The following is a 24,567-nucleotide window of genomic DNA, read 5'->3' on the forward strand; positions in this document are numbered from 1 at the left end:
GCAGCCCGTGGAAGCCGAGTCGATCCAGTCCCTCACTCCCCTGATCAACCAGGCCGATCAGTGGAAAGAGGTGCTGCTGCTGCTGCCCTTGCTGGTGGCGCTCGAGGCCGTGCTTTCCGCCGACAACGCCATTGCCCTGGCGGCGATCGCCCGTGGCCTGGAGGATCCGGCGCGTCAGCGCCAGGCTCTCAACCTGGGCCTGGCGCTGGCGCTGGTGTTTCGTCTCGGCCTGATTGTGGCGGCTCAGTGGGTGCTGAATTTCTGGCCGTTGCAGCTGGCGGCAGCGGGGTATCTGCTGTGGCTCTGCGGCCGGCATCTGCTGCTGGTGTGGTCGGAGCCCGGAGATGGGGCTGAATCCAGTGATTTGGCCACAGCCGGCGCTGGTGCCGAAGGCTCCGGTGGATCAACCCATCCCGGCTCGCTCCACCACGCCGGCCTCGGCTCGATCGTGGCCACCCTGGCCCTCACCGACCTCGCCTTCTCCCTCGACAGCGTGGCTGCGGCGGTGGCGGTGAGTGATCGTTTGCTGCTGGTGATGGCGGGTGGTGTGATCGGAGTGATTGCCCTGCGGCTCACCGCCGAGCTGTTCATCCGTTGGCTGGAGGTGTACCGGCACCTCGAGACCGCCGGCTACCTGGCGGTGGGTCTGGTGGGGATTCGGCTGTTGCTGCGGCTTGGTCTGCCCCAGGTGGTGCCGCCGGAATGGGTGCTGCTGCTTGTGGTAGCGGCCCTCTTCGCCTGGGGCTTCTCGGCGCGCAACGCCCCACTGGAAATACCGCCCGAGCCATGAGGGTGGAGCTGCGCCAGATCGGCAGCGATCAGCTGCTCGATGCCCTGGAGGTGGCCGAGCTTGGTGAGGTGCCCCAGCCCGGCCGTTGGCTGGAGGCGGCTGGCCGTAGTTTTCTGGTGCTGCAGCGCCGCCACCGCTACCAGCTGCGCAATGGCCGCTATGAACTCGCCTCCGTGGCGCTCCAAGTAAAGGCCCAGCGGCGGCCCGCCGATGCCCGCTGGTGGCAGAACCAATGGGTGATCGGCGATCCCAGCTGCCGTTTCAACGCCCGTAGCCCGCTGCTGCGCTGCGCCGTGCTGCCCGATGGCCCCTGCGAGCGCTGCAGCCACTTCGCCGTGGCGGGCGCTGCCGGCCATGGCTGAACCAGAGCAGCCGGTCTGGATCACGGGGCGCCTGATCCGGGGTTATGGCGTCGCCTCTGGGCGCGATCCCGGCTCCCCCTACCCGGCCGGCACCATCAGCCTGCAGCGCCCCCTGTTTGCCCAGCGGGGCCTGGATCTGTCTGACTGTTTCGCCGGCACCCTCAACCTCAGCCTGGCACCCCTGGAGTTGCGCAGCGAGCACCCCGACCACTGCTTTGAGCAGCTCCTTTGGACCGATCGCCATCCGCCGGAGACCTTTCGGTTTTGGCGTGTGCTGGTGCGCTGCGGCGACTCCCCTGCCGTGGAGGGGTGGATCTATCAGCCCGATCCGCAGACCAAACAACGCCACGGGCAGCCGCCCCAGGTGGTGGAAGTGCTGGCGCCGCCGCTGGAGGGGATTGCGCCCGGTGTGGAGATCGCCCTCGGGGTGGACCCAAACCGCCTCTGGACTATCGAAGGCACCCGCCTGTGGGCGCGCCTGCTGGAGTTTTTCAAATTTCGGGTGTTGGCAGCCCAGGACGCTTTCTTCCGCGACTGGCGCGATTCCCCCAGCGGTGCCGTGGATCCGGCCCGTCTGCGGCTGTGGCTTCTGGGGGCCTGGCCCGAGGCTCTGGCCCTCTGCGACAGGGATCTGCTGGCCACCTGTGACCAGGCCTGGCGGCTCTATGGCCCCTGACAGGGGTGCGGTCCGTTGCCCAGGCCCCCCCTAGGGTGGAGAATCCCGCAGAGCCGGCGATCCGTCAGTCCCCTCCCCGATCCCGCACCGCAACGGCCATCTCCAGCCCAGCAGGCGTTTCCAGTCATCCGGCCGTTTCCAGTCTCCCGGAGGCTGAAAGTCTCGTGAGGGCTGCTAGCGAGGTGCAGGCTGCTAGCCAGTCGCAGGCTGCCGCTGATCCAGCAACCAGCACGGCGTTGGTCGACTTTGCCTCCTTCGGACTGGGTGAGCCGATCCTCAAGGCGGTGACCGAAAAGGGCTACACCAAGCCGTCGCCGATCCAGGGCCAGTGCATTCCGGCCGTGTTGGCGGGCCACGACGTGATGGCGGCCGCCCAGACCGGCACCGGCAAAACCGCTGGATTCACCCTGCCGATGCTGGAGCGGCTGCGCCATGGCCCCCATGCGCGCGGCGGTGTGGTGCGTTCGCTGGTGCTCACCCCTACCCGCGAGCTGGCGGCCCAGGTGGCCGAGAGCGTGCGGGCCTATGGCCGCTACCTCGACCTGCGCAGCGACGTGGTGTTCGGCGGCGTGAAGGTCAACCCCCAGATCAGCCGGTTGCAGAAGGGCACCGATGTGCTCGTGGCCACACCGGGCCGCTTGATGGATCTCTACCAGCAGCGGGCCCTGCGGCTCGATCGGGTTGAGATCCTGGTGCTCGATGAGGCGGATCGGATGCTCGATATGGGCTTCATCCGTGACATCCAGAAAATCCTGGCGCTGCTGCCTCCCAAGCGTCAAAACCTGCTCTTTTCAGCCACCTTCTCCGGTGATATCCGGCGCCTGGCCACTGGACTGCTGCACAACCCGGTGCAGCTCCAGGCCACTCCGGAAAACCGCACGGCCCCCACGGTGGAGCACCTGCTGCATCCCTGTGACATGGATCGCAAGGCGGATCTGCTCAGCCACCTGATCCGCAGCAACGATTGGCAGCAGGTTCTGGTGTTTTCCCGCACCAAGCACGGCGCCAACCGGATGGCCGAGCGGCTCAGCCGCGAAGGCATGTCGGCGGCCGCCATCCACGGCAACAAGAGCCAGGGGGCACGCACCCGGGCCCTCGCCGACTTCAAGGCCGGCACGTTGCGGGTGCTGGTGGCCACCGACCTGGCTGCCCGGGGCATCGACATCCACCAGCTGCCCCACGTGGTCAACCTGGATCTGCCCAACCAGGCCGAGGACTATGTGCACAGGATCGGCCGCACCGGTCGGGCCGGCCACAACGGCCACGCCATTTCCCTGGTGGCGGCCGAAGAGAGTGAGCTGCTGCGTGCCATCGAGCGCATGATCGGCACCCGCCTGCCGCGTCAGGAGGTGCCCGGCTTCGAACCCAAGGTGCTCTCCGCTCCACCTCTCGATCTCAGTGGCGGCCGGGGTCGCGGCGGACGCCGCCCCTCCTCCTCCCGACCCGACGCCTCCCCCCAGGGGGCCCGCCGTGAGGGCCGTCGCAGTCCGCGCGCTCCTGGCGCGCGACGCTGAACGGCAGCAGTCGCGCTGAACGGCAGCAATGGACACACCGGCTGCGGTGGGTCTCCGCTCGGATGGTGCGGTTGAGACGTTTGACATGCCCTACGAGCCCGGATCCCCGGAGTGCCGCGTGCTGATCGATTGCAAGGGGCAGATTGAGGCGATGCTCCTGGCCCTTGGGCGCATCGACAACAGCCAGCACATCCGCGACCAGCTGGTGTCGGTGCACAACCAGCTGGAGGGCCTCCATGGGCTTTACCGCAAGGAGATTGGCTTGGGCTGATCGCGATCAGCTGGCCTCGGTGATCCGCTCCATCTGGAGGCACTGACAGGTGGCGTAGGCACTGGCCAGCGTGGCGACCCTGCGGCGCTGCTTGGGTTGTTGTTCGTGGCTGACCACGTAGCGACCCGACGTCTCCCGGTAGATCAGGCAGCCCTGGCCTGTTTCACCGACATAGGACAGCTCGCTTCCCATGGATCCTCAGCAAAGTCTCCACCCTCTGTAGCGACCTTGGGGGATCAGGAAAAGTGTGCGAGCCCTAACAACACAGAACGTAAGCCATGCCGTCATGGAGCTTCATGCGGAGCCCAGGCGATCGCCAGGCTGGGCCGCGAGCTGTTGGAGCAGGCTGCCGCCCCGGGCGGTCGCCTTGCCCTCCTGCTGGGCTTCACGAACCAGCACAGGGCAACCACCGGTGGCCACCACCAGGCCTGTGCTTGCTAGCAGCGCCAGCACCGTGCCTGGGGCAACGGCCGCTGCCGGCTGAGCTGGTGCGGCTCCGCTGCTGGAGGCAAGTGCCGCCTGGGCTTCGGGGCTCAGCTGCTCGGCAAGGCGAGCCACCAGCGGCTCGGTGCTGAGCAGTTTCAGCCGTTTGCCCCGCCAGCTGGTGTGGGCTGCGGGATAGAGACCCATCACCCGCCGGTGGATCGCCAGGGCGGAAGCGCTCCAGTCGATCACCGCGTCGTCTTTGGTCAGCATGCGGGCGATGGTGAGCCCCGCCTCCCCCTGGGGGCGCACTCCCAATCGGGTCAGCCGTTCGGTTTCCGGGCCCGTGCCAGCGGCCTCGATCCGGGGCAGGGCTTCAACGAGCAGCTCGGCGCTGAGCTGGGCCAGCCGCTGCCCCAGCTGTTGGGCGTTCTCCCGCAGACCGATGGCGAGGCTGCGCTCCAGCAACACCGGACCGGTGTCGAGCCCCACCTCCATGGCCATGATCCCCACGCCGGTTTCGGCGTCGCCCTCCAGCAGGCACCACTGGATGGGCCCGGCGCCGCGCCAACGGGGCAGCAGGGAGCCGTGGGCGTTCCAGCAGCCCAGGGGGGGCTGGGCCAGCACCTCGGGCGGCAGGATCTGACCGAACGCCACCACCACTGAGACGTCGGCGCCCAGGGCCGCGAGCTGCTGCTGGCAGGCTTGATCCCGCCGGATCCTTTCCGGCGTGAACACCGGAATCCCGAGCTCCAGGGCTCTTGCCTTCACTGGGCTGGGCTGCAGCTCCTTGCCGCGCCCACGGCGACGATCCGGCTGGCTCACCGCCCCCACCAGGGTGTGACCGGCAGCCACCAGAGCCTCCAGGCTGGGCACGGCGTAGGCAGGGGTGCCCCAGAACAGGATCTTCACAACAGCGACCTCAGGGCCCGTTCAGAACTGGGGGGTCAGGCTTCGCCGGTGATGGAGAGACCTTCCACCCAGACGTAGGGGCAGAGGCCATCGGGGGTCACCTTGGCCTCGCCCTCAAACCCGACGATCGCCTGGAGCAGCGTGCGGATGTCACCGGCCACGGTGGCGGCTTCGATCGAGCGGCTGTTACCGCCCTGCACCAGCCAGCCATCGAAGGGCAGGGAGAAGGAGCCCTGGCTGGCCTTGACGCCGGCGTGCAGGGCGGAGAGGGAATCGATCACCACCACGGGCCCGTCGTGGCCGAGGCGGTTGAGGCCCTGCTGGCCGCCGCCACTGCCCGGGGTGGCGCCGATCTCCAACCAGTCGACCCCCACCGACACCTTGGCCCCCATGCCGGCATGGCCGGTGGGGGGCACACCGAAGGCCCGGGCCGTGGCCTCCGAGTGCAGGAAATGCCGCAGCACCCCGCCGTCCACCAGGTCGAGGGGAGCGGTGGGTGTGCCCTCGCCATCGAAGGCTGAGGCGCCCACGTTGCCGGGGTGCAGGCCGTTGTCGCGGATGCTGAGGAATGGCACCGCCAGGGTTTGGCCCAGGGAATCGCGCTGGCTGAGGCTGACGCCATCGAGCACCGCCCTGGCGTTGAACAGGCTGCTGAAGGCGCCGATCAGATCCAGGAATGCCTCGGGGCTGAACACGCAGGTGTAGTGGCCGGTCTCGATCGGGGCGTAGTCGAGGTGGGCAATGGTGCGCTGGGCGGCTTCGTCTATGCAGCCTTGGATGTCGAGGTTGGCGGTGCCGTAGGCCAGGCGCACCGCGCCCGAGCTGCGGGGCTTGCGGCCGGCTTCCTCGGCCCGGGCGTAGAGATACAGGCTGGCTGTGGTAAGGCGCTGGTGGCGGCAGGCCCCCTCGCTGTTGAGGTAAAGCCGCTCGCTGCTGCGCTGGGCCAGGCCGTTGTAGGGCACGGTGCCGATGGCGGCATGGCGATCGAGCAGTTGCCGTTCGGCCTGCTTGAGGGTCTCAAGCAGGGTGAGGATCGGCTGGGGCTCATGCAGGGGCTGCTCCAGGCTGGCCAGGGGGGCCGTGGCCAGGGGCGAGAAGGCCGGGGTCTCATCGGCGTTGCCAAAGGCGCTGGCGTCGCGGGCACCGGCGAGGGCCCTGGCCAGACCTGCGTCGCTGAGGTCGGATGTGCTGGTGATGCCCACCAGGCCATCGCCGTTCCACACCCTCACGGTGATGGCGCTGCGCAGGGCCCCTTTCATCTGTTTGGCCTCGCCGCGGTCGACCTGCACGGAGGTGTCGGTGCTGCAGGAGGCGCCTAGATCCCACTGCTGGATGCCGGTCTGCTGGGCCAGCTGCTGGAGGCGGCTGCTCAGGGCCTCGGCATTGAGGCCGGCGGAGGTGGCCATCGTCAGCGGCCCCCCACGGTGATCGAGTCGACTTTGATGTGGGGCTGGCCCACGGTGACGTAGACACTGCCGCTGACGGAGCCGCAGAAGCCAGCCGCCAGTTCGAGGTCGTTGGCACACATCGAGATCCGGGGCATCACCTCCTTGGCTTCGCCGATCAGGGTGGCGCCTTTCACCGGCTTGGTGAGCTGGCCGTTTTCGATCAGGTAGCCCTCCTCCACAGCGAAGTTGAACTGGCCGGTGGGGCCGACGCTGCCGCCGCCCATCGATTTGCAGTAGAGCCCTTTGTCGACCGAGGCGATCAGTTGGTCGGGCGTGTGCGGACCGGCGGCAATGAAGGTGTTGCGCATGCGGCTGGCGGCGGCGAAGGCATGGCTCTGGCGCCGGCCACTGCCGGTGCGGCCATGGCCGGTGCGCCGTTCGCCGGCGCGATCGCTGAGAAAGCGTTTGAGGATGCCGTTTTCAATCAGCACCGTGCGCTGGGGCTCCATTCCCTCGTCGTCCATGGACAGGGAGCCGAAGGCGCCGTCGGTGAGGCCTTCGTCGATGGCCGTCACCGCTGCGTGGGCGATGGGCTCGCCCACCTTGTCGGCAAAGGGGGTGGTGCCGCGCTCCACCTGGGTGGTTTCCAGCAGGTGGCCGCAGGCCTCGTGGAAGATCACGCCACCGAAGCGGTTGGCCAGCACCGCCGGCATCTGGCCGGCTTCCACGTAGTCGGCGTAGAGCATGGTGCCAACGCTGGCGCACACGTCCTGGGCTGACGCGTCCGCATCCCAGGCGCGCAGGTCGTCGGGACGGCCGGAGGTGCCGTAGCGGCGGCCCAGGCCGGCGCGGTGGTCGCCATCGGCGGCGAGGACGTTGATGCCCAGGGATTGGTGCAGGCGGATGTCGCGGGCAAAGGTGCCGTCGCTGGCGGCCACCAGTACCGCTTGCCAGTCGCGGGAGTAGCTGCCCCGGCGCGCCTGCAGGTGGCGGCCGTGGTGGGCCAGGCGGGCCGTGCCGTCCAGCAGCTTCAGCGTGGCCTCCGCCAAGGAGGGGCAGCGCTCCAGCCAATCGGCTTTGGCGGCGGCAAAGTCGCGCAGGGTACCGAGGCCGTCGAACTGGGTGGCGGGTGCGCTGCTGCGCAGCAGCCCGAGCATGCCCAGAGCCTGATCCAGGGCCTGGAGCAGGCCGGAGTCGCTCAGGTCGTTGGTGCTGACGAAGCCATCCCGATCGCCCCGAAACACCCGGATCCCGGCGCCCATGCCGAAGGACGGACTGACGCTGGTGATGGTCTCCTGCTCGGCCAGCACCCCGAGGTGATCGGTGCGCTCCAGAAAGATCTCCACCAGGTCAGCCCCAGCCCCCTGTCCTACCGCCAACAGGCTTTCGAGACGGGGCTGCCAGGCCAGGTCAAAGGCGTCGGGTGCAGAGGCAACCAAAAGAGATCAGCGATGGGGGGGGCAAAAGCGTTGGGCCGCAGAGGCCTCAGCGCACCGAGGCTTGGAACTGCTCGCTGCGGATCGGGGCCATCAAATAGAGCTTGGCCATCTCGGCGCCATTGGCGATCCAATAGGGCAGCTTGCGCAGCACCTTGATCGGGGCCGGAGCCGAGCTGGCATCGGCCTCGCTCAACTTGGTGTTGTTGCTCACCAGCCGCTCCAGCCGTGTGTAGAACTTCGGATGCTCCACATTGAGCACCACCGGGAAGACCCGGGCGGACGTTTCGTTGGTTTTGGCGATCACGTACTTGTCGTAGTCGCGGGCATCCAGGCCCAGGGCCTCATAAAACTCCTTGCGGGCCACGTCGCGCACGTACATGGTGGCGAACACCGCCAGCAGGAAGAAGCGGCACCAGAGGCGGGCGGTCAAGCCACGCACCGTGTCGGGCTGGGCCTTCATCAGGGCGTCGAAGAAGTCGCCGTGGCGGTTCTCGTCCTGGCACCAGTTTTCAAAGAAGTTGAAGATCGGGAAGATCTTGCTGTCGGGATTCTTCTCGAGGTGACGGAAGATCGCGATGTAGCGCCAGTAGCCAATCTTCTCGCTCAGGTAGGTGGCATAGAAGATGAACTTGGGCTTGAAGTGGGTGTAGGCCTTGCTGGCGGTCAGGAAGCCAAGATCCAACTGCAGGCCAAAGTCGCCCATGGCTTTGTTGAGGAAGCCGGCATGGCGGGCCTCATCACGGGCCATGTGGGCAAAGCACTCCGCCAGCAGGGGGTTCTTGTCTTTGATGCGGCGGCTGAGCTCCTTGTAGAGAAGGAAGCCAGAGAACTCCGAGGTGCAGCTCTGCTCCAGAAACTCGATGAACACCTGGCGGGTTTCAGGATCGAGCTTGTCGGCGGCGCCTTCAAACTCCGCGTTGCGCACGAAGTGGTGCCGGTTGTAGTCCTTGCGGAACTCCTCGCAGATCGCTTCCAGCTCAACGGCATTGGGGCGCAGATCCATCGCCGCCATGGCGTCGAAATCCGTGGTGTAGAACCGCGGGGTCAGGATCGTGTCCTTGACCGGATCCTTGACGGCCGGTGCAGCGGGGCTGGCAATTGCGGCGGGAGGAACCATCGAGCGTGGCGGCTTACGGCAGTGAGGTCATCGTAGAGGGACCGCCCGTCAGTTCGGGCCCAGCCATTTCTGACCGTTCAGCCGCTGCACCAGCCGGGATACCAGCAGCGCCAGGCTCATTTTCTTCTCATCGATCAGAAAGGACTCCAGCAGGCTCGGCTCACTGCCGGCTTCGGCCACGGCCACGGTTTTGGGGGAATTGATGTCCGCTGTGGTGAAGCACAGCCAGAAACGCCGCTCCCCGGGCAGCTTGCCTTTCACCATCCAGCAGTCCGCACCCACCACGGGCATCGGACCTTGCTCGAAGGCCAACTCGGGGGCCGGACCGCCGTAGCCCTGGATCTCCTTGGCCAGGGCGGGGAGCAGGAGCTCGGGCACAAACGTGGCAAACGGCTGGTCTTCCGGGGCCGGTGGCTTGGCTTTGGCGGCTGGCTGGGCGGATTCGCTCACCGGTGCAGGCCCCTTTCGGCATCTGCGCCGACTCTACGCAGATCGCGCTCACCAGTCGTCGCCGCCGGGGTTGTCCCAGCCGTTGCCCACGGCGGTGGTTTGGGGCGTGGCGCTAGTGGGCTCGGCGGCAGCTGCAGAGCGACCCTTGCGGATCACCCGGAACGGCACCGCCACGGTGGGTGCCGGATCGCCGGGTGGACGTTGTGGCCCGGCGGCCCGGCGGGGTGGCGGAGGGGCGGCCGCTTGGGGTGGTTCCTCCCAGGACTCCACCGGTTCGCGGGGCTCGCGCCGCACCTGGCGGCGCAGCGAGACCGGCCCCGTTTGCAGGGCCAGGGCGGCGGCTGCGGCGCTGAGGCCGGCGCCACCGCCGGCGGCCAGGGCGATCCAGGCCCCGATCGGTAGCGCTGGGGTGCTCCAGATCAGCAGCCGCAAGGCCAGGTTGGGCCTGGGGTTGAGGGCGCCCACCAGCAGCACCAGCAGCAGCGGGGCGAGCAGGGGGAGCAGCAGTAGGCGTTGAAGCAGGGCCAACCTAGGCGGAAGGGTCGCCCGGGGATCCTGGCTGGTGGGGCGGCCCCTGCCAACGGCGCAGGCTGCCGAGTTCGTAGCCGAGCACGTCAAAAACCCGGATCACCAGGAAATCAACCATGTCGTCGATGGTCTGAGGTTGGTGGTACCAGGCGGGCACCGGTGGGGCGATGCGGGCGCCTGCCTCGGCCAGGGCTGTCAGGTTGCGCAGGTGAATCAGGCTCCAGGGTGTTTCCCGCGGGCAGATCACCAGGGGCCGTCCCTCCTTGAGATGCACATCGGCGGCGCGCTCCACCAGATCCAGGGCCACCCCAGAGGCGATACGACCAACGGTGCCCATGGAGGCGGGCAGGATCACCATGCCGCGGGTGCGGAAGCTGCCGCTGGCAATGCCGGCAGCTTGGTCGTTCCAGCGGTGGCAGCGCAGCTGGCCGGAGCTGATACCGGTGCACTCGCGCCAGAACGCTTCCTGGGCCGCCGGCTCCGAGGGCACCCTCAGGCCAAGCTCCGCCTGCCACACACCAATGGCGCCGCGGGAGGTGACCAGCTCCACCGACTCGCCGGCCTCCAGCAGCAGCTGCAGGGCCCGCTGCGCTAGCGGTTGAGCCGAGGCGCCGGAGACAGCCAGCACCACCGGCCCGCTTCCGGCCGCAGGGGTCATGGCTCAGGCCTCGCTCAACACCGGTATCGGCGCAAACGGATCGTGGTCATGTTCGAGAGCGCGGGCGTCATCGGCGTCATCGGCCCCCTCGGCCAGCCCGTCCCCGTCGGCCATCACGCCTTCGGGTAGCACCACGGCCAGATCGATCTGATGGCGCAGGGCATCCACCTTCTGGATCTCCACCTCCACCTGGTCGCCGAGCATGTAGGTGCGGCGGTTCTTGCGTCCCACCAGCCTGTTCTGGCGCGAGCGGTATTCGTACCAGTCGTCTTTGAGGGAGCTGACGTGCACCAGACCCTCCACCTGGGAGGGGGGGACTTCGACGAAGAAGCCGTAGCTCTGCACGCCGCTGATCACACCAGGGAGCACCTGGCCCACCAGCGGCTCGGCCTGGCGGGCCTGCAGCATCGCCAGCAGGTCGGCCTGGAGTTCGGCCAGGAAACGGCGCCGGCCATTGAGGCGTTGCACCAGCCCATGCTCCTGGGCCTCCAGGAAGGGGGTGAGCTGGCTGGGGGCCAGCAGCGGCCAGTCGATGGCGCCGTGGCAGGCATCGGAGGCCAGGTCGACGGTGGTTTTGTGGCGCACGCTTGGGCGATCCTTGCCCTCGGTGAGCAGCAGCACCAGCAGCTGCTGGTTCCAGATGTCCGCGTAATGGAGGGTGGGGCAGCACCACGGGGCCAGGGCCGCATCCTCCTCCAGCCAACCCGATAGGGCATGGGCGCCGGGGGCGCTGCTCAGCTGAATCGGCTTGAGGATGGCCTGCAGCTGCTGCTGCAGAGGCCGGCTGCGATCGGTGCCGGCGAAGGCGGCCGCCAGTTCGGCCCCACTGGCGTTGCCCTCCTCGCTCAATTCGAGGGGGATGTCGAGGGCGAGGGCCGAGCGGGCGACGTCGTTGAGGTCGTTGGCGTCGGCGGGGGCGTTGGTGGCGTAAACCGCTGGCAGCTCGAGGGTCTGGAGGTGCTGGCCCAGGGCCTGCTCGGCCACCAGCACCGCTTCGCGCAGCAGCGCCAGGGGATGGTGGGGTTCGAGGGTCACCATCCAGCCCTCCAGGGGAGCATCAGGACCTGGCACCGCCAGGTCGCCGAGGCTGTCGATGGCGGGCAGCGGCAGGTTGAGGTCGAGGGAGCCCGCCTGACGTTGTTGACGCAGCAGGCCGGTGACAGCGATCAGCTGCTCCAGCAGGGGCAGCTGATCTTTAAGTCCCTTGAGGGCCGCCGGCACGGTGCGGCTCTTGGGCTTGCGATCCCCCAGGGCGGTCAGGGCTTCAAGGCCCGCGGCGGCTACCGGCTGGATCTGGCTGCGGCAGAAGCGGTAGTGCTCCAGCTTGCCGTCGGTGCTGAGCTCCAGGCTCACCGACAGGGCTGCCTGCACCTCGCCCACCTTGAAGGCGCTGGCCTTGGCCAGGGCTGGACTGAGCAGGGGCAGCCACTGTCGGCCCACGCAGTAGGCATCGGCCTGGTTGCGGAGCCAGGCGTCGAGGGCGGTGCCGTTGGCGAAGCGCTCCGCGATGGCCGGGGTATGCACCCACAGGGTCCAGCCGCCTTCACGCTCCTCAAGGGCCAGGGCCGGCAGTCCCGGGGCTTCCTTGCCGCTCCACGGTTCCAGCAGCAGGGCTGCTTGGCCGGTGAGGTCGGTGCGCTCTTTGGCTGCCAGGGCCTTGAGGGTGGCCCGAGGGGGCTGGGGACGGTTGTGAAGCCGGTGCTTGGTGAGTAGCAGATCGAGGTCGGCGGCCTCGCCGCCGTTCACGGGCAGGCACCGGGCCACGTGGCCTAGGGGTGCAAACTGGCCCACTGGATAGCGGTCTACCAGCACCTCCACCACCGAGCTCTGCTCGCTGTCGAGATGGGTGGCATCACCGGCCGGCAGTTCCACAGCGGTCAGCAGCCGGTCGTCGAGGGGGGTGGCCACCAACCGCTCCTCCTGTTGCTCCACCTGGGCCAGCAGCGAGGTGGTGTGCCGCTCGAGGATGCACTGCACGCCCCCTTCCGGAGAGCGGCGCCGTCCGCCTTCGCGGGTCACCTTTACCAGCACCCTATCGCCGTTCCAGGCGTGGTTGAGCTGGTGATCGCGGATGTAGATGTCTTCGCCGCCGTCTTCCCGCAGGGCGAAGCAGAAGCCTTTGCTGGAGCAGCGCAGCCGCGCGGGAATCAGCTCGGGGTCCTCGCGCCGGGCGATGCCGGCATCGCTGATTTCCACCAGCCCCAGCTTGGTGAGTCCGTCGAGCCCGATCTGCAGCTGCTGCTTTTCAGCTTTCTGGCTCAGGCCAAGGGCCTTTTCGAGCTTGGTCAGTGGCAGGGCTTCATGGGCGGGAAGCTGGTCGAGCAGGTCGGCGACCGTGAACTTCATCGGTGGGAGGGCTGGTTGGCTGTGGGCCACCCAGGAATGCCCCGGGTTGCAGGGGCGGGCGGCGAGGGGATGAAGGCGGCTGATGGCGGACTGGGCTCGGAGCGATGCCCGCGGCCACCAAAACCTTCATTTCAAATGTTAGTCGGCTGAGGGATCCTCAGCCGCGGCGGCCGCCGCGACGGTCTTTTCGCCCTCTTCGCCGCTGGAGCGCTGGATCAGCCGCACGCCGATCACCAGGAAGCCCACCGAGGCCGCCAGTTGCAGCGCATTGGTGGGGATCACGGCCGAGAGGGATCCGCCCGCCGCTGCCCCCAGCAGGCTGGCCAGCACCAAAGCCAGGGAGCTACCAGCGAAGACCGCCCCGGGGCGGGTCGAGGTGCCGCTGATGGTGACGATGGCCAGCTGGGTCTTGTCCCCCAATTCGGCCAGGAACACAGTGACGAAGGTGGATGCGAGCAGGGCGAGCGGCAGGGCGGACACGGTCGTTCAGCTGAGGGGGAGTTCGGAGGGAGAGGGCACCAGCCCCAGCACGGCCTGACGGCCCAGCCAGAGCCCCAGGGCCACCATCAGGATTCCCGCCAGGCGTTCCAGCTGCTGCGGCGGCATCACCCGCGCCAGCCAGCGGCCCAGAAGCACCCCCACCAGGCTGGAGCTGATCAGGGCCAGGGAGGCCCCCACAAACACCACCACCGGACGTCCCGACTGGGCCGACAGCAGCAGGGCGGCGAGCTGGGTCTTGTCGCCCAGCTCTGCCAGGAACACCGTGGTGAAGGTCGTCAAAAAGACCGCACCCCAGGTGCCGGCTGGGGCGGGTTTGGGGAGCTCGCTGTCGTTGCTCATGGGAGTGCTCATGGGCGTGCTCATGGGCGCTGTCGGATGGCCCGCCGGAAGCGCCGCATCACCCTGCCACGGCCTCCGTATTCGCTGCGGATCTGTTGGAGGCAACAGCCGATCGCCAGGCGGTCGCCGGCGCCGGGGTCCTCGGGCGAACCAAACAGCTTGACCAGGTTGGCGACGTTGCAGAAATCGGGGCGGTCGGCGTAGATCCGGCAGCTGCGGGAGCCGGTGTTGAAGTGAATGCACCAGCCATCGGCGCCCACCATCGCCAGATACTGCTCCTGCTGAGCGGGGCTGAGGGCGTCGATGGCCTCCTGCCGCAGGCTCGGATCCAGGCGGCAGCAGGCCCCGCAACCGCTGATGCAGCTCCACTTCTCCTGGTCCATCGGCCGGTCGCGGTTGCTGTCCATTCAGCCACAGTGATTCCCGCGCCGCCGCTGTGACAAGCCGTCACAGAGCCAAGCCGAAGCCCTGGAGCGGCGGGCGCGGCGCCTACCCTGTGGTCGCAGCGTTTGCCGCTTCTCAGCCGCCACCACCATGGGTATCGACTTTCATCTGATCGCGAATTTCGCCGCCCTAGCCCTGATCACCCTGGCCGGTCCGGCCGTGATCTTCGTGCTCTTCTACCGCCGCGGCGCGCTCTGATCCAACGCCAGCTCTGGCGTCCTGCCCAGCTTCCAGAGGGCGTGATAAATCGGTTCGGGTTGGACCCGGCGACCAACGCTGGCTCCAACCACTGCGCTGAGCAGGATGCCGAACAGCCATTGCTGATCGCCCAGCATGCGCAGGGCGAACAACACCGTCATCAGCGGCAGCTGGGTGGCTCCGGCCAATCCTGCTGCCATGCCCAACGCGAGGCCGAGCTGGGCGTCGCCGCCGAGCAGCTCGAGTGAGCCGCTGCCGAACAGGGCGCCGATTGCAAAGGCCGGGTCAATCAGCCCCCCAGGGACTCCGGCAGCCAGGGCCAGCACGGGCGCCACGATCCGTGAGCCCAGCACCAGCCACCAGGCGGCGATGCTCATCGGCTCCCCCGGGATGGGCAAGCTCCCCTGACTGTCCAGCAGCTGGCTCATCAGTGCCTCGCCATCGCCACCACTCCAGCCACCGCTGGCAAAGGCGATCAGGCCCAGGGCCAGGCCCAGCCCGAGCCCCCAGGCCAGGGGGCGTTGCCGCACCCGCTGGCGCAGCAGCGCAGTGCCAGTCCAGAGGAGGCGGCTGAACAGTCCGCCCAGCAGGCCGCCGCCGATCCCCACCGGCAGGGCCCAGAGCAGCTGCTGCCACTCGGGTTGAGGGGTCTGCACCAGGCCCAGGGTGAAGATCGAGATGCCGTTGAGGTTGCTCACGAGGGCGGCGGCGGCGCACACCACCGCCGCAGGCCAAAGCACCGACGTTTGGAAGCTGCCGGTGAGCTCTTCCAGCACGAACACCATCCCCATCAGCGGGCTGTTGAACCCGCCTGCCAGGCCGGCGCCGGCGCCGATCGCCATCAAGCTCTCGGGCGCGAGCGCGCCTAGCAAGCGGGGAAAGCGGCGGCGCAGCCCATGGGCCACGGCCGCGCCCACCTGCACCACCGGCCCTTCCCGGCCCAGGGGCATTAGGGCCAGGCTGGCGGTGCTCCAGAGCGCCATCCGCGCCAGCGTTGGGCCGCGGCTCATCAGCTGTGGGGCCTGCGCAGGATGCTCCAGGCTTTCGATCGTCTGGGGGATGCCGGAGCCGGCGCCCAGGGCCAGCGGCCCAGCCTGCAGCCACAGCAGCAGGGGCATGACCAGCACCGGTGCGAAGGCCAGGGCAAGGCTCTGGGGCGTCCAGTGCCCACCCCGGAAACCGGGCAGCTGCTGCAGCAGCAGGTCCTGGGCGCACTCGACCAGGTTGAGGGGCCAGCAGGCCAGACCCACCAGCACGCCGATCAGCAGAAGCTGAAGCAGGGTGCGCAGGGGGGGGCGGAGCAGGGGGAAGGCCATCTCAGGCAACGAGTCCCAAGGCGATGGCCGCATCCTGGATGAGGGCCCGCACATAGGGATGGGCATGGCTGCTGCCCTCCGCACTGGTGAGTTCATCCCCGGCCGCATTGCGCACCACCAGGCCGGCCCCCTCGCGGCGGCACCAGTAGGTGCGGTCGCGCCGCTTGAGCACCACTTCATCGCTGCCGCTCGCCCCGCCGGCGCTGGGCCGCAGTCCCACCAAGTCAAGTTGCAGGCGCTCCTCCCCCTGCCAGCTGTTGAGCGCCAGGCGGTAGGCCACATCCACCCGCCCCGGCAGGTTGGCCTCGCCCTGCCAGCGCCAGCCCATGGCCCGCAGGCCAGCTTCACCCTGGCGCAGCTCCAGCTGCAGGTGTCCCCCGCGCAGCAGTTTCTGGCTGGCCACCTCGCAGCCCTGGCTCCAGAACACTGGCTGGGGGTGGCCGATACCAAAGGGTTCGAGCCGCTGCAGCTGCCGGTGGAAGTCGCGGTCGATCTGGGCGAACGGCAGCAGGGCCTCGGGTTCCACCGGGGTGCCCTGGCCGGCCTGTTGCAGCCAGGCGTCGGCCAATTGGTTGAGCTGCTCGTGCAGCGCTGCCACCTGTTCGGCCCGCACCGTGAACCCCCCCGCCGCAGGGTGGCCGCCAAAGCGCTCCAGCAGCGGGGCGCAGTGCTGAAGGGCCCGGTCCACCGCAAAGCCCCGGGGCGCCCGCACCGAGGCCCGCAGGCGGCCCTGCCCCTCGCCGGCCAGCAGGGCGGCGGGCAACCCGAAGCGCTCCACCAGCCGCGCTGCCACGATGCCGATTACGCCGTGGTGCCAGTGGTTTTGAGCCAGCAGCAGAAAGGCGGGACGCCGGGGACCATCGGCCTCCAGCAGGGCGATCGCCTCCGCCTCGATGGCGCTGCAGAGGTCGCGGCGCTGCCGGTTGAGGGCCTCGCAGTCCCGCGCCAGATCCAGGGCTCGGTCGGGATCGTCGGTGGTGAGCAGCTCCACCACTAGCTGGGGATCCCCCAGCCGGCCCACGGCATTGATCCGCGGGGCGATCTGAAATCCCACCGCCTGGGCATCGAGCGGGGCCTCGTCCAGTCCGGCCAGCCGCTGCAGGGCCTGCAGGCCCGCCAGGGGGCTGCCCCCCAGCCCGGGTAGCCCGTCGATCAACCAGCGCCGGTTGACCCCCACCAGGGGCGCCATGTCGGCGATCGTGCCGATGCAAAAGAGATTGAGGGCGATCTGCAGGCCATCGGCCCGCTTGAGGCTTTGGCACAGGGCCGCCGCCAGCACGTAGGCCAGGCCAACGCCCGCCAGACCGCGATAGGGCGACTTGGGTGGCGTGCGTTCCGGGTGCAGCAGGGCCAGGTGGGGCGGCAGGGGATCGGGGATCGTGTGGTGGTCGGTGAGGATCGCCTCGACGCCGAGCGCCTCAGCCCCCACCAGGGCCTCCAGGGCTGAGACGCCGTTGTCAACCGTCACCAGCAGGGCCACGCCTTGCTCGGCCAGCCGTTCCACCATGGCGGCGTTGAGGCCGTAGCCGTCGTCCATGCGGCTGGGGATTGCCGCGACGGGTCGGGCCCCCAGGCGCTGCAGCACTCCCACCAGCAGGGCCGTGCTGGTCATGCCATCGGCGTCGTAGTCGCCGCAGATGGCCACCGCTTCCCCTTGGCTGCAGGCCTGTTTCAGCCGGGCCACGGCCTTGGCCAGGTCGGGGAAGTGGCGGCCAGCCGGCGGTGCGGCGGGCGGATCCAAGAGGGCCGCGATCGCCTTTGCACTGTTGAAGCCGCGCCGGCTCAGCACCGCCAGCAAGGCCTCCGGCAGCGGACTGTCTGCTGGCGCCTGGCAGAGTCCTTCGGGCGCCAGGGGGCCAGGCAGGTGCCAGCGTTGCTGATCAAGGGCAGGCAGCAACGACGGCGCAACCGGGGCCCCGCCATTGTGCGGCGCCTGCCGTGCGGATGCATCCCCGTAGCCTGACTCGGAGATGCAGCACCGGCCGATGGCCTTGGGGGCCCTGCTCTGGGACGTCGATGGCACCCTGGCGGAGACGGAACGGGACGGCCATCGCCGCGCCTTCAACCGGGCTTTCGCGGAGCTGGGCGTGCCCCTGCACTGGGACGGGCTGCGCTACGGCGAGCTGCTGGCCATCAGCGGCGGCCGCGAACGCATTGCCGCCGCCCTGGCGGAGCTGCAGGGGGCCCCGCCCGAGGCCGCGCTGGTGGCCGATCTGCAGGCCCGCAAGCAACGCCATTACGCCGCCCTGGTGGGTGCCGGTGAGCTGCAGCTGCGCCCTGGTGTTGCGGAGCTGATCGCCGCGGTGCATGCCGCCGGTCTGCCCCAGGCGATCGTCACCACCAGCGGCCGCTTGGCCGTGGCCGCCCTGGCCGAGCATCTGCTGGGTCCGTTGGCCCCCTGCTTCAGCGTCTGGGTGTGCGGCGACGATGTCGCCCGCAAGAAACCCGATCCCGAGGCCTACCAGCGCGCCCTGGTGCAGCTGGGATTGCCCCCCGGGGCGGCGCTGGCCCTGGAAGACTCCGGCAATGGCCTGGCAGCGGCCGATCAGGCCGGGGTGGCCTGCCTGCTGACGCTCAGCCATTACGGCAGCGCCGAACCGCCCGAGCGGTTCAGCCGGGCTCGGGCCGTGGTGACACAGCTGGGCAGCGGTGCCAGCGTGTTGTGGGGCCCTGCTTGCCAGGGCGGACAGATCACGCTCTCCTATCTGCAGGATCTGCTGGAGGCTCCACAGCTGTGACGCGCCTGCCCCTTCAGCGCACCCGCTTCAACCAAGCCCTGGAGCAGCTCGGAGCCCTGCTGCTCGGCAGCCTGCGCGGCAACTGGCGCCATCGCAGCACCGTGCTGCTAGCGCTGCTGCTGGGTTTCTACGCCGGCAGCAACGTCACCGCCTACGTGCTGTTGCTCATCCCCGGGGGGCGGCCCATGGTGGTGTTGCTGATGGTGCTGCTGGTGGAGCTGATCGTGCGCTTGCGGGGCCGGCTGGTGAAAACGGCGCCTGGCCTGGGTTGGCTGGTAGTGGACAACCTGCGCGTTGGGGCGGTGTATGCGGTGGTGCTGGAGGCCTTCAAACTCGGCACCTGATGGCCTCCCCTGCGCTGGATCCCAGTATTGATCCAGGCCTGGATCGCCACTGGCTTCAGCCCCTGCTGGCGGAGCTCACGCGCCTCGGCGCTGGCGGACAGAGGCCGGTGGTGGCCCTCAATGGACCGGTGGGCGCCGGCAAGAGCACCCTGGCGGCGCTTCTGCGTCAACGGGCTGCCGCTCGGGGCCTGAAGCTGGCTGTGGCCTCCATCGACGACTTCTATCTGCCCTGGGAGCCGCGCCGGCTGGCCCTGGCCGGCAATCCCTTCGGCGTCTCGCGGGTGCCTCCGGGTAGCCACGACGTTGCCTTGGCACTGGCCTGCCTGCAGGCCTGGCGGGCTGGAGGCCCGTTGCACCTGCCACGGTTTGACAAAACCCTGCGCGGTGGCCAGGGCGACCGGGATGGGATCGACGGCCGTGAGGCTGAGGTACTTCTGCTGGAAGGCTGGTTGCTGGGCTGCCGGCCGCTGGGGCCAACCCGGCTCCTGGAGCTTCAGGCCCATGGGGTGGCGGGCCTGAGCAGCGACGAACAAACGTGGCTATCCCGCTGGGATCAGGCCTTGGAGGCCTACCAGCCGCTCTGGGATCAATGCAGCCAGCTCTGGTTGCTGCGTCCGCAGTGGTGGCACCTGCCGCGCCGCTGGCGTTTTCAAGCAGAAGCCAGGCAACGCCGCCGTGGCGCTGCCTGGCTTCCATCCGATGCGCTCGAGCGGCTGGTGCGCTCCAGCCTCTGCTCGCTGCCCCCGGGTTACTACCAGGATCTCCTAATCCACAAAGCCGCGGGTTTGGCTGTCCTGGATGGACGCCGCCGCTGGTGTGGTGGCTGGATCAGGGATCAGAACGATCAGCTTTCGCCGTCGTCGCCCGCTTCATCCACGGGATAAACAAAGCCTTGGGCACGGCCACTCAGCACGGCCTTGCCGATCGAGAGCGCTTTCTGGGCCGCAACAGCAGCTTTGCCTTTCCAGGTGGCGTGGCGCTGATTGCGCTTGCCCTTGGAGGTTTTCTTCTTGGGAACAGCCATCCCCGCACACTCACTGCCAAACCAAGATCTTCCGTTGTCGCCTGGCCTTTCGTCAAATCGCTAAGCTCCTGACAAAGCCTGAACTCAGTGAGCGACAGCCTTCCTCCGGACGCCTTCACTCCGGGAAGTCTTCCTCCGGGACGCCTGTCTTCAGGCAGTTCTGCTCCGGGCAATCCTCCTTCAGGCCCGCAGCCCTTTCGCTGGGACGCCCTGTCGGCCCGTGAACCGGTGCCCTCCTACAGCCAGCTGCTGAAGGATCTGCGGGCCGGCAAGGTCAAGGAGCTGGAATTGTCGTTGCGCCAGCGCGAAGCGCGCGTGCGCTTTGAGGACGGCCTTCAGCTGTCCGTGCCGGTGTTCAGCAACGACCAGCTGCTGCTGCGCACCGCCGAGCAGGCGAAGGTGCCGCTCACGGTGCGGGACGATCGCGCCGATGGGGCTTTGGCCGGTTTGGTGGCCAACGGCATGTTGGTGCTGTTGCTGCTCGGCGGCCTGGCGCTGCTGATCCGTCGCTCGGCCCAGGTGGCCAACCGGGCGATGGGATTTGGCAGCAGCAAGCCACGCCTCCAGGCCGATGGTGCTGTGACGGTGCGCTTTGAAGACGTGGCTGGCATCGCCGAAGCCAAAGAGGAGCTCCAGGAGGTGGTCACCTTCTTGAGGGAACCCGATCGATTCACCGCAGTCGGCGCCAAGATTCCCAAGGGGGTGTTGCTGGTGGGGCCACCCGGCACCGGCAAAACCCTGCTGGCCCGAGCCATCGCCGGTGAGGCGGGGGTGCCCTTCTTCTCGATGGCCGCCTCCGAATTCGTAGAGATGTTCGTGGGTGTGGGGGCCAGTCGGGTGCGGGACCTGTTCCGCAAGGCCAAAGCCAAGGCGCCCTGCATCATTTTTATCGATGAGATCGATGCGGTCGGCCGCCAGCGGGGTGCTGGCATCGGCGGCGGCAACGACGAACGGGAGCAGACCCTCAACCAACTGCTCACCGAAATGGATGGCTTCGCCGACAACTCCGGCGTGATTCTGCTGGCCGCCACCAACCGCCCCGACGTGCTCGACGCTGCCCTGATGCGCCCAGGCCGCTTCGATCGCCGCATCACCGTCGACCTGCCCGACCGCCGCGGCCGCGAGGCGATCCTGGCGGTCCACGCCCGCAGCCGTCCGCTGGCGGCGGCGGTGTCGCTGTCGGCCTGGGCCAGCCGCACCCCGGGTTTCTCCGGAGCCGACCTCTCCAACCTGCTCAATGAGGCGGCCATCCTCACGGCCCGCCGCCACCAGAGCGAAATTGACGATGCCGCCATGGCCGGTGCCCTGGAGCGGATCACCATGGGCTTGTCAGCGGCACCCCTGCAGGACAGTGCCAAGAAGCGCTTGATTGCGTATCACGAAGTGGGCCATGCCCTGCTCGCCACCCTGGTGCCCCACGCCGATCCCCTCGACAAGGTGACCCTGCTGCCCCGGGCCGGTGGTGTTGGCGGCTTCGCCCGGATGATGCCCGATGAGGAGATTCTCGATTCCGGTCTGATCAGCAAGGCCTACCTCCGCGCCCGCCTGGTGGTCGCCCTCGGGGGGCGCGCCGCCGAGCTGGTGGTGTTCGGTCCTGGGGAAGTGACCCAGGGGGCCAGTGGCGATCTGGACATGGTGACGCGCATCGCCCGCGAGATGGTCACCCGCTATGGCTTCTCCAGCCTGGGTCCGGTGGCTCTGGAGGGGGATGGGGCGGAGGTGTTTCTGGGGCGCGACTGGTTGCGCTCGGAGCCCCACTACTCCCGGGAAACCGGTAATCGCATCGACGTCTTGGTGCGGGATCTGGCCCGCGGAGCCCTCGATCAGGCTGTGGGGTTGCTGGAAGCACGCCGCACCCTGATGGACGAGCTGGTGGAGTTGTTGATCCGGGAGGAAACCATTGAGGGCGAGGCTTTCCGGGCCGTGGTAGCCCGCTCAGCTGTCGCTGTGGATGCCGCCAGCAAAGCAGATGTCGAGGCTGCGCAAATAGGTGTGTAGGCCAGCGTCCTGAATCGGCAGCAGCCGGGCCAGGCGATTGCTGCTGTTGACGTGGGCGTGCCAGTGGCCCGGGGGGGTGATGAAGGCTCCGCCGGCTTGCCAGTCGATGCGGCGGGCATTGGCGATGGCGCCGCTGGCATCGAGCTCGGTGCCCACCAGCGTGTAGCAGCCAGGGTCGCAATCGATGATCAGATCCAGGGCCACCGATTGGTGCCGATGGGGAGGCTGAACCGCGCCGGGGGGCACAAGCCCGAGCATCGCCCAGAGGGTGTGGGTCACGGTGCGGCTCTGGGGCAGGTCGCTGTTGGCCAGCAGCAGGCTGAGGCGATTGCTGCGGGCGGCCGTGGGGTCGGCCAGCAGCTGGTCGAGTTCCTGCTGCAGCCAGGCGGCCGGGTAGTGGGCGGGCTCGAAACGGGCCTGGGTCGCCTCCACGCCGAGGTGGCTGAGCAGGGGGCCGTCGTGCACCCAATAGAGAACGCTGGTGTGCTCGGCCTGCAGCAGGGGGGCCTCCCCGGCGGGCAGCACGAACAGGTCGCCGGCGCCCCAGTGCAGGGCACGAGCCGCCCACTGCAGCTGCCCGGCGCCTTGGAGCACGTAGAAGAGGGAGCTGGTGGCGTTGGCGGCGGCCTTCAGCCCCTCGCCGGCCTGGATTCGTAGGAAATGGGCCGCCAGAGCGGGGCTCGTGGCTGGGCCGCTGCAGCCGAGCTCGGCGCTGAGATCCAGGGGGATCACCGCCGTGGGGCCGCTCTGATGCAGCTCCGGCGACCACTGGTGGTAGCGGATCGGTTCGGTGAGGCCAGGGCGCACCGGGTTGGCGGCCTGGCGGTAATCGAACAGCTGGGCTTTGGCCTGCCAGCTGGACGCGCTGGCCTGGCTGGCTTCAACGGCGCGGTCGCCCGGTTGGAACGGGGCTTGGGTCATCGGAAACGCCTCCAAGCGAGATGGGCTAATGCTGTGGGATCCAACCTATTGAGCCCGACTTCAGCGCTGCCGTGCTGCTGCAGGGAGCACCGTTCGCGATTCAGCCGCCGGCCACCGCGGGCACGATCGACACCTCATCGCCGTCCTTGAGGGGCGTGTCCTGGTTGTCGAGGAAGCGGATGTCCTCGCTGTTGACGTACAGATTGAGAAAGCGGCGCAGCTTGCCGGCCTCATCGCAAAGGCGCCCCTTGATGCCGGGGTAGCGGCCCTCCAGTGCCTCGATCAGCCCATCAACGCTGCTGGCCTCGAGATCGACACTGGCCTCGTCGTTGGTGAACTTCTGCAGGGGAGTGGGGATCAGAACCTGAACGGCCATGGGCTGGATGGGAAGGAGGAGGAGGACGGTGTCAGTTGTGGTGCCGGCGATCAGGCCTGCTGGGCGGACTGGGCCTGGGCCCAGGCGGCTTTGAAGCTGTCGAGCTGGGCTTCGATCGTGTAGGGCGCGCCGATGCAGTCGGCCACTGCCTCTGTTGTCTTGAGGCCGTTGCCGGTGATGTAGGCCACGGTGCGCTCTTCGGGGTTGATCTTGCCCTGCTCCACCAGCTTCTTGAGCACCGCGATCGTGGTGCCGCCAGCGGTTTCGGTGAACACGCCCTCGGTTTCGGCGAGCAGCTTGATGCCCTCGATGATCTCGGCATCGCTGACGGCCGCGATCGAGCCGCCGGTCTTGTTGGCGATGTCGATGGCGTAGGGGCCGTCGGCCGGGTTGCCGATGGCGATCGACTTGGCGATGGTGTTGGGCTTCACCGGCGTGATGAAGTCGCGGCCCTCAGCGAAGGCCTGGGCGATCGGGCTGCAGCCCTCGGCCTGGGCACCGCTGAAGCGCACGGGCTTCTCATCGACCAGCCCGCACTTGATGAATTCATCAAAACCCTTGCGGATCTTGGTGAACAGCGACCCGGAGGCCAGCGGCGCCACGATGTGGTCGGGAAGCTCCCAGCCCAGCTGCTCGATCACTTCATAGCCGAGGGTTTTCGAGCCCTCGGAGTAGTAGGGGCGCAGGTTGATGTTGACGAAGCCCCAGCCGTAGGTGTTGGCCACTTCCGAGCACAGGCGATTCACCTGGTCGTAGTTGCCCTTCACCGCCATCAGGGTGGGGTTGTAGATCAGGGTGCCGAGCACCTTGCCCAGCTCCAGATCGCTGGGGATGAACACACAGCAATCAAGGCCGGCGTGGGCGGCGATGGCCGCGGTGGAATTGGCCAGGTTGCCGGTGGAGGCACAGCTCACCGTGGTGAAGCCCAGCTCGCGAGCGCGGGTGAGCGCCACCGACACCACCCGATCTTTAAACGAGAGCGTCGGCATGTTGACGCCGTCATTCTTGATGTAGAGGCTCTTGAGCCCCAGGCGCTTGGCCAGGTTGCCCGCCTTGAGCAGGGGCGTGAAGCCGGTGCCCACATCAATGGGATCGCCCTCGATCGGCAAAAATTCGCGGTAGCGCCAGATCGAGGCGGGGCCGGCTTCGATCGTGGCGCGGCTGACGCGGTTTTTGATGGCGTCGTAGTCGTAGACGACCTCCAGTGGGCCGAAGCAGACGTCTTCGCAGACGTGACGGGCACCGGCCTCATAGGGATGGCCGCATTCCTTGCAGCGCAGCCCGGTGAAGGTGGAGCGGGAGAGGGTGGCAGTCACAGTCACGCCCAACGATCGAAGGAGGCTAACAGCGCTTCCAGGTGCGACGATTTAATCCCGATTGCAGAAGTCGGGTATTCATGGCCAGTGGTCCGAGCGCGTCTCGGGGCTTGCTGGGCTTGCTGTTGAGCCAGGGCTTCCTACCCTCGGCCGGTGCCCCGATCCCCCATGCTGAGGC

The 24,567-nt window shown here is 68.3% G+C and carries 28 protein-coding genes; 10 read left to right on the plus strand and 18 right to left on the minus strand.

Going from position 1 to position 24,567, the window contains the following annotated elements; translation table 11 throughout:
- The first annotated feature begins 7 nt into the window (after positions 1 to 7).
- From KBY70_RS01200 to KBY70_RS01220, 5 genes are all read left to right on the plus strand, one after another.
- On the plus strand, positions 8 to 790 hold the full coding sequence (locus tag KBY70_RS01200) for a TerC family protein (RefSeq protein ID WP_254987078.1): 783 nt from the start codon (positions 8 to 10) through the stop codon (positions 788 to 790).
- Positions 787 to 1,152 carry a DUF6464 family protein gene (locus tag KBY70_RS01205; RefSeq protein ID WP_094559289.1) on the plus strand — a complete coding sequence of 122 codons (366 nt, stop codon included), beginning with the start codon at positions 787 to 789 and terminating at the stop codon, positions 1,150 to 1,152. Before KBY70_RS01200 ends, KBY70_RS01205 begins: the two co-directional genes overlap by 4 nt.
- On the plus strand, positions 1,145 to 1,828 hold the full coding sequence (locus KBY70_RS01210) for a hypothetical protein (protein ID WP_254987079.1): 684 nt from the start codon (positions 1,145 to 1,147) through the stop codon (positions 1,826 to 1,828). Before KBY70_RS01205 ends, KBY70_RS01210 begins: the two co-directional genes overlap by 8 nt.
- 236 nt (positions 1,829 to 2,064) lie before the next feature.
- Entirely contained in the window at positions 2,065 to 3,342 is a 1,278-nt protein-coding gene (locus tag KBY70_RS01215; RefSeq protein WP_369802009.1) for a DEAD/DEAH box helicase, read from the plus strand.
- A gap of 46 nt (positions 3,343 to 3,388) precedes the next feature.
- A complete protein-coding gene (locus KBY70_RS01220; RefSeq protein WP_315859668.1) occupies positions 3,389 to 3,613 on the plus strand; it encodes a hypothetical protein in 225 nt (74 codons plus the stop codon).
- A 6-nt stretch (positions 3,614 to 3,619) separates the two neighbouring features.
- On the opposite strand, the gene KBY70_RS01225 is transcribed toward KBY70_RS01220, so the two are convergent.
- The 12 genes from KBY70_RS01225 to KBY70_RS01280 all read right to left on the minus strand — a co-directional run bounded on the left by KBY70_RS01225 (position 3,620) and on the right by KBY70_RS01280 (position 14,121).
- Positions 3,620 to 3,805 (minus strand): hypothetical protein, encoded by a 186-nt coding sequence (locus KBY70_RS01225; RefSeq protein ID WP_094559287.1) that lies wholly within the window; start codon positions 3,803 to 3,805, stop codon positions 3,620 to 3,622.
- A 102-nt stretch (positions 3,806 to 3,907) separates the two neighbouring features.
- A complete protein-coding gene (fmt, locus tag KBY70_RS01230; protein ID WP_094559286.1) occupies positions 3,908 to 4,948 on the minus strand; it encodes a methionyl-tRNA formyltransferase in 1,041 nt (346 codons plus the stop codon).
- 35 nt (positions 4,949 to 4,983) lie between these two features.
- Entirely contained in the window at positions 4,984 to 6,354 is a 1,371-nt protein-coding gene (locus KBY70_RS01235) for a TldD/PmbA family protein (RefSeq protein WP_254987080.1), read from the minus strand.
- A 2-nt stretch (positions 6,355 to 6,356) separates the two neighbouring features.
- Positions 6,357 to 7,775: a TldD/PmbA family protein gene (locus tag KBY70_RS01240; protein WP_254987081.1), complete on the minus strand. Its 1,419-nt coding sequence runs from the start codon at positions 7,773 to 7,775 to the stop codon at positions 6,357 to 6,359.
- Positions 7,776 to 7,821: 46 nt separating this feature from the next.
- A complete protein-coding gene (acsF, locus tag KBY70_RS01245; RefSeq protein WP_254987082.1) occupies positions 7,822 to 8,892 on the minus strand; it encodes a magnesium-protoporphyrin IX monomethyl ester (oxidative) cyclase in 1,071 nt (356 codons plus the stop codon).
- Positions 8,893 to 8,940: 48 nt separating this feature from the next.
- Complete coding sequence (locus KBY70_RS01250; RefSeq protein WP_254987083.1) at positions 8,941 to 9,342, minus strand: DUF2996 domain-containing protein; 402 nt, start codon at positions 9,340 to 9,342, stop codon at positions 8,941 to 8,943.
- A 48-nt stretch (positions 9,343 to 9,390) separates the two neighbouring features.
- The gene (locus tag KBY70_RS01255) at positions 9,391 to 9,870 is read right to left on the minus strand and encodes a hypothetical protein (RefSeq protein WP_254987085.1); all 480 of its coding nucleotides are present in this window, start codon (positions 9,868 to 9,870) and stop codon (positions 9,391 to 9,393) included.
- 1 nt (position 9,871) lies between these two features.
- Positions 9,872 to 10,528 carry a flavin prenyltransferase UbiX gene (locus KBY70_RS01260; protein ID WP_254987086.1) on the minus strand — a complete coding sequence of 219 codons (657 nt, stop codon included), beginning with the start codon at positions 10,526 to 10,528 and terminating at the stop codon, positions 9,872 to 9,874.
- Positions 10,529 to 10,531: 3 nt separating this feature from the next.
- Positions 10,532 to 12,874 carry an RNB domain-containing ribonuclease gene (locus KBY70_RS01265; protein WP_254987088.1) on the minus strand — a complete coding sequence of 781 codons (2,343 nt, stop codon included), beginning with the start codon at positions 12,872 to 12,874 and terminating at the stop codon, positions 10,532 to 10,534.
- A 138-nt stretch (positions 12,875 to 13,012) separates the two neighbouring features.
- The gene (locus KBY70_RS01270; protein WP_094559453.1) at positions 13,013 to 13,345 is read right to left on the minus strand and encodes a TMEM165/GDT1 family protein; all 333 of its coding nucleotides are present in this window, start codon (positions 13,343 to 13,345) and stop codon (positions 13,013 to 13,015) included.
- 15 nt (positions 13,346 to 13,360) lie between these two features.
- The gene (locus KBY70_RS01275; RefSeq protein WP_094559278.1) at positions 13,361 to 13,714 is read right to left on the minus strand and encodes a TMEM165/GDT1 family protein; all 354 of its coding nucleotides are present in this window, start codon (positions 13,712 to 13,714) and stop codon (positions 13,361 to 13,363) included.
- Between the two features lie 20 nt (positions 13,715 to 13,734).
- A complete protein-coding gene (locus KBY70_RS01280; protein WP_233128417.1) occupies positions 13,735 to 14,121 on the minus strand; it encodes a YkgJ family cysteine cluster protein in 387 nt (128 codons plus the stop codon).
- Between the two features lie 127 nt (positions 14,122 to 14,248).
- Between KBY70_RS01280 and psb30 the strand changes: the two genes are divergently transcribed.
- The gene (gene psb30 / locus KBY70_RS01285; protein ID WP_094559277.1) at positions 14,249 to 14,356 is read left to right on the plus strand and encodes a photosystem II reaction center protein Ycf12/Psb30; all 108 of its coding nucleotides are present in this window, start codon (positions 14,249 to 14,251) and stop codon (positions 14,354 to 14,356) included.
- Here psb30 and KBY70_RS01290 read toward each other — a convergent pair.
- Both KBY70_RS01290 and recJ read right to left on the minus strand, forming a co-directional pair.
- Positions 14,335 to 15,672: a chloride channel protein gene (locus tag KBY70_RS01290; RefSeq protein WP_254987089.1), complete on the minus strand. Its 1,338-nt coding sequence runs from the start codon at positions 15,670 to 15,672 to the stop codon at positions 14,335 to 14,337. The genes psb30 and KBY70_RS01290 overlap by 22 nt on opposite strands.
- A gap of 1 nt (position 15,673) precedes the next feature.
- The gene (gene recJ / locus KBY70_RS01295) at positions 15,674 to 17,569 is read right to left on the minus strand and encodes a single-stranded-DNA-specific exonuclease RecJ (protein ID WP_254987091.1); all 1,896 of its coding nucleotides are present in this window, start codon (positions 17,567 to 17,569) and stop codon (positions 15,674 to 15,676) included.
- Between the two features lie 73 nt (positions 17,570 to 17,642).
- Here recJ and KBY70_RS01300 point away from each other — a divergent pair, with 73 nt between their 5' ends.
- Genes KBY70_RS01300 through KBY70_RS01310 form a run of 3 tightly spaced genes read left to right on the plus strand, consistent with a single transcriptional unit; the run spans position 17,643 to position 19,638 of the window.
- Positions 17,643 to 18,410, plus strand: a complete 768-nt coding sequence (locus KBY70_RS01300; protein ID WP_254987092.1) for an HAD-IA family hydrolase — start codon at positions 17,643 to 17,645, stop codon at positions 18,408 to 18,410.
- Positions 18,407 to 18,754 (plus strand): DUF565 domain-containing protein, encoded by a 348-nt coding sequence (locus KBY70_RS01305; protein ID WP_254987093.1) that lies wholly within the window; start codon positions 18,407 to 18,409, stop codon positions 18,752 to 18,754. The genes KBY70_RS01300 and KBY70_RS01305 overlap by 4 nt, the downstream gene beginning before the upstream one ends.
- On the plus strand, positions 18,754 to 19,638 hold the full coding sequence (locus tag KBY70_RS01310; RefSeq protein ID WP_254987094.1) for a hypothetical protein: 885 nt from the start codon (positions 18,754 to 18,756) through the stop codon (positions 19,636 to 19,638). The genes KBY70_RS01305 and KBY70_RS01310 overlap by 1 nt, the downstream gene beginning before the upstream one ends.
- On the opposite strand, the gene rpmF is transcribed toward KBY70_RS01310, so the two are convergent.
- Positions 19,599 to 19,778, minus strand: a complete 180-nt coding sequence (rpmF, locus tag KBY70_RS01315) for a 50S ribosomal protein L32 (protein ID WP_254987096.1) — start codon at positions 19,776 to 19,778, stop codon at positions 19,599 to 19,601. The two genes, KBY70_RS01310 and rpmF, sit on opposite strands and share 40 nt — an antisense overlap.
- A gap of 144 nt (positions 19,779 to 19,922) precedes the next feature.
- Between rpmF and ftsH the strand changes: the two genes are divergently transcribed.
- Entirely contained in the window at positions 19,923 to 21,776 is a 1,854-nt protein-coding gene (ftsH, locus tag KBY70_RS01320) for an ATP-dependent zinc metalloprotease FtsH (protein ID WP_409996005.1), read from the plus strand.
- Here the strand turns inward: ftsH and KBY70_RS01325 are convergent.
- The 3 genes from KBY70_RS01325 to thrC all read right to left on the minus strand — a co-directional run bounded on the left by KBY70_RS01325 (position 21,714) and on the right by thrC (position 24,389).
- The gene (locus KBY70_RS01325) at positions 21,714 to 22,697 is read right to left on the minus strand and encodes a cupin domain-containing protein (protein WP_254987098.1); all 984 of its coding nucleotides are present in this window, start codon (positions 22,695 to 22,697) and stop codon (positions 21,714 to 21,716) included. The two genes, ftsH and KBY70_RS01325, sit on opposite strands and share 63 nt — an antisense overlap.
- Positions 22,698 to 22,797: 100 nt before the next feature.
- A complete protein-coding gene (locus tag KBY70_RS01330) occupies positions 22,798 to 23,073 on the minus strand; it encodes a MoaD/ThiS family protein (RefSeq protein WP_094559270.1) in 276 nt (91 codons plus the stop codon).
- A 50-nt stretch (positions 23,074 to 23,123) separates the two neighbouring features.
- Positions 23,124 to 24,389, minus strand: coding sequence for a threonine synthase (thrC, locus tag KBY70_RS01335; protein WP_254987194.1), 1,266 nt, complete (start codon positions 24,387 to 24,389; stop codon positions 23,124 to 23,126).
- Positions 24,390 to 24,567: the final 178 nt, after the last annotated feature.

Origin of the sequence: Cyanobium sp. ATX 6E8, assembly GCF_024346335.1 — a bacterium.
In the GTDB taxonomy this organism is placed as follows: Bacteria; Cyanobacteriota; Cyanobacteriia; order PCC-6307; family Cyanobiaceae; genus Cyanobium_A.

Excerpts from the sequence above, each read along its gene's own strand:
- KBY70_RS01205 (WP_094559289.1), top strand. The coding sequence starts at position 787 with ATGAGGGTGGAGCTGCGCCAGATCGGCAGCGATCAGCTGCTCGATGCC.
- KBY70_RS01210 (WP_254987079.1), top strand. The coding sequence starts at position 1,145 with ATGGCTGAACCAGAGCAGCCGGTCTGGATCACGGGGCGCCTGATCCGG.
- KBY70_RS01225 (WP_094559287.1), bottom strand. The coding sequence starts at position 3,805 with ATGGGAAGCGAGCTGTCCTATGTCGGTGAAACAGGCCAGGGCTGCCTG.
- KBY70_RS01235 (WP_254987080.1), bottom strand. The coding sequence starts at position 6,354 with ATGGCCACCTCCGCCGGCCTCAATGCCGAGGCCCTGAGCAGCCGCCTC.
- acsF (WP_254987082.1), bottom strand. The coding sequence starts at position 8,892 with ATGGTTCCTCCCGCCGCAATTGCCAGCCCCGCTGCACCGGCCGTCAAG.
- KBY70_RS01260 (WP_254987086.1), bottom strand. The coding sequence starts at position 10,528 with ATGACCCCTGCGGCCGGAAGCGGGCCGGTGGTGCTGGCTGTCTCCGGC.
- KBY70_RS01265 (WP_254987088.1), bottom strand. The coding sequence starts at position 12,874 with ATGAAGTTCACGGTCGCCGACCTGCTCGACCAGCTTCCCGCCCATGAA.
- KBY70_RS01275 (WP_094559278.1), bottom strand. The coding sequence starts at position 13,714 with ATGAGCAACGACAGCGAGCTCCCCAAACCCGCCCCAGCCGGCACCTGG.
- KBY70_RS01280 (WP_233128417.1), bottom strand. The coding sequence starts at position 14,121 with ATGGACAGCAACCGCGACCGGCCGATGGACCAGGAGAAGTGGAGCTGC.
- psb30 (WP_094559277.1), top strand. The coding sequence starts at position 14,249 with ATGGGTATCGACTTTCATCTGATCGCGAATTTCGCCGCCCTAGCCCTG.
- KBY70_RS01290 (WP_254987089.1), bottom strand. The coding sequence starts at position 15,672 with ATGGCCTTCCCCCTGCTCCGCCCCCCCCTGCGCACCCTGCTTCAGCTT.
- KBY70_RS01300 (WP_254987092.1), top strand. The coding sequence starts at position 17,643 with ATGCAGCACCGGCCGATGGCCTTGGGGGCCCTGCTCTGGGACGTCGAT.
- KBY70_RS01310 (WP_254987094.1), top strand. The coding sequence starts at position 18,754 with ATGGCCTCCCCTGCGCTGGATCCCAGTATTGATCCAGGCCTGGATCGC.
- rpmF (WP_254987096.1), bottom strand. The coding sequence starts at position 19,778 with ATGGCTGTTCCCAAGAAGAAAACCTCCAAGGGCAAGCGCAATCAGCGC.
- KBY70_RS01325 (WP_254987098.1), bottom strand. The coding sequence starts at position 22,697 with ATGACCCAAGCCCCGTTCCAACCGGGCGACCGCGCCGTTGAAGCCAGC.
- KBY70_RS01330 (WP_094559270.1), bottom strand. The coding sequence starts at position 23,073 with ATGGCCGTTCAGGTTCTGATCCCCACTCCCCTGCAGAAGTTCACCAAC.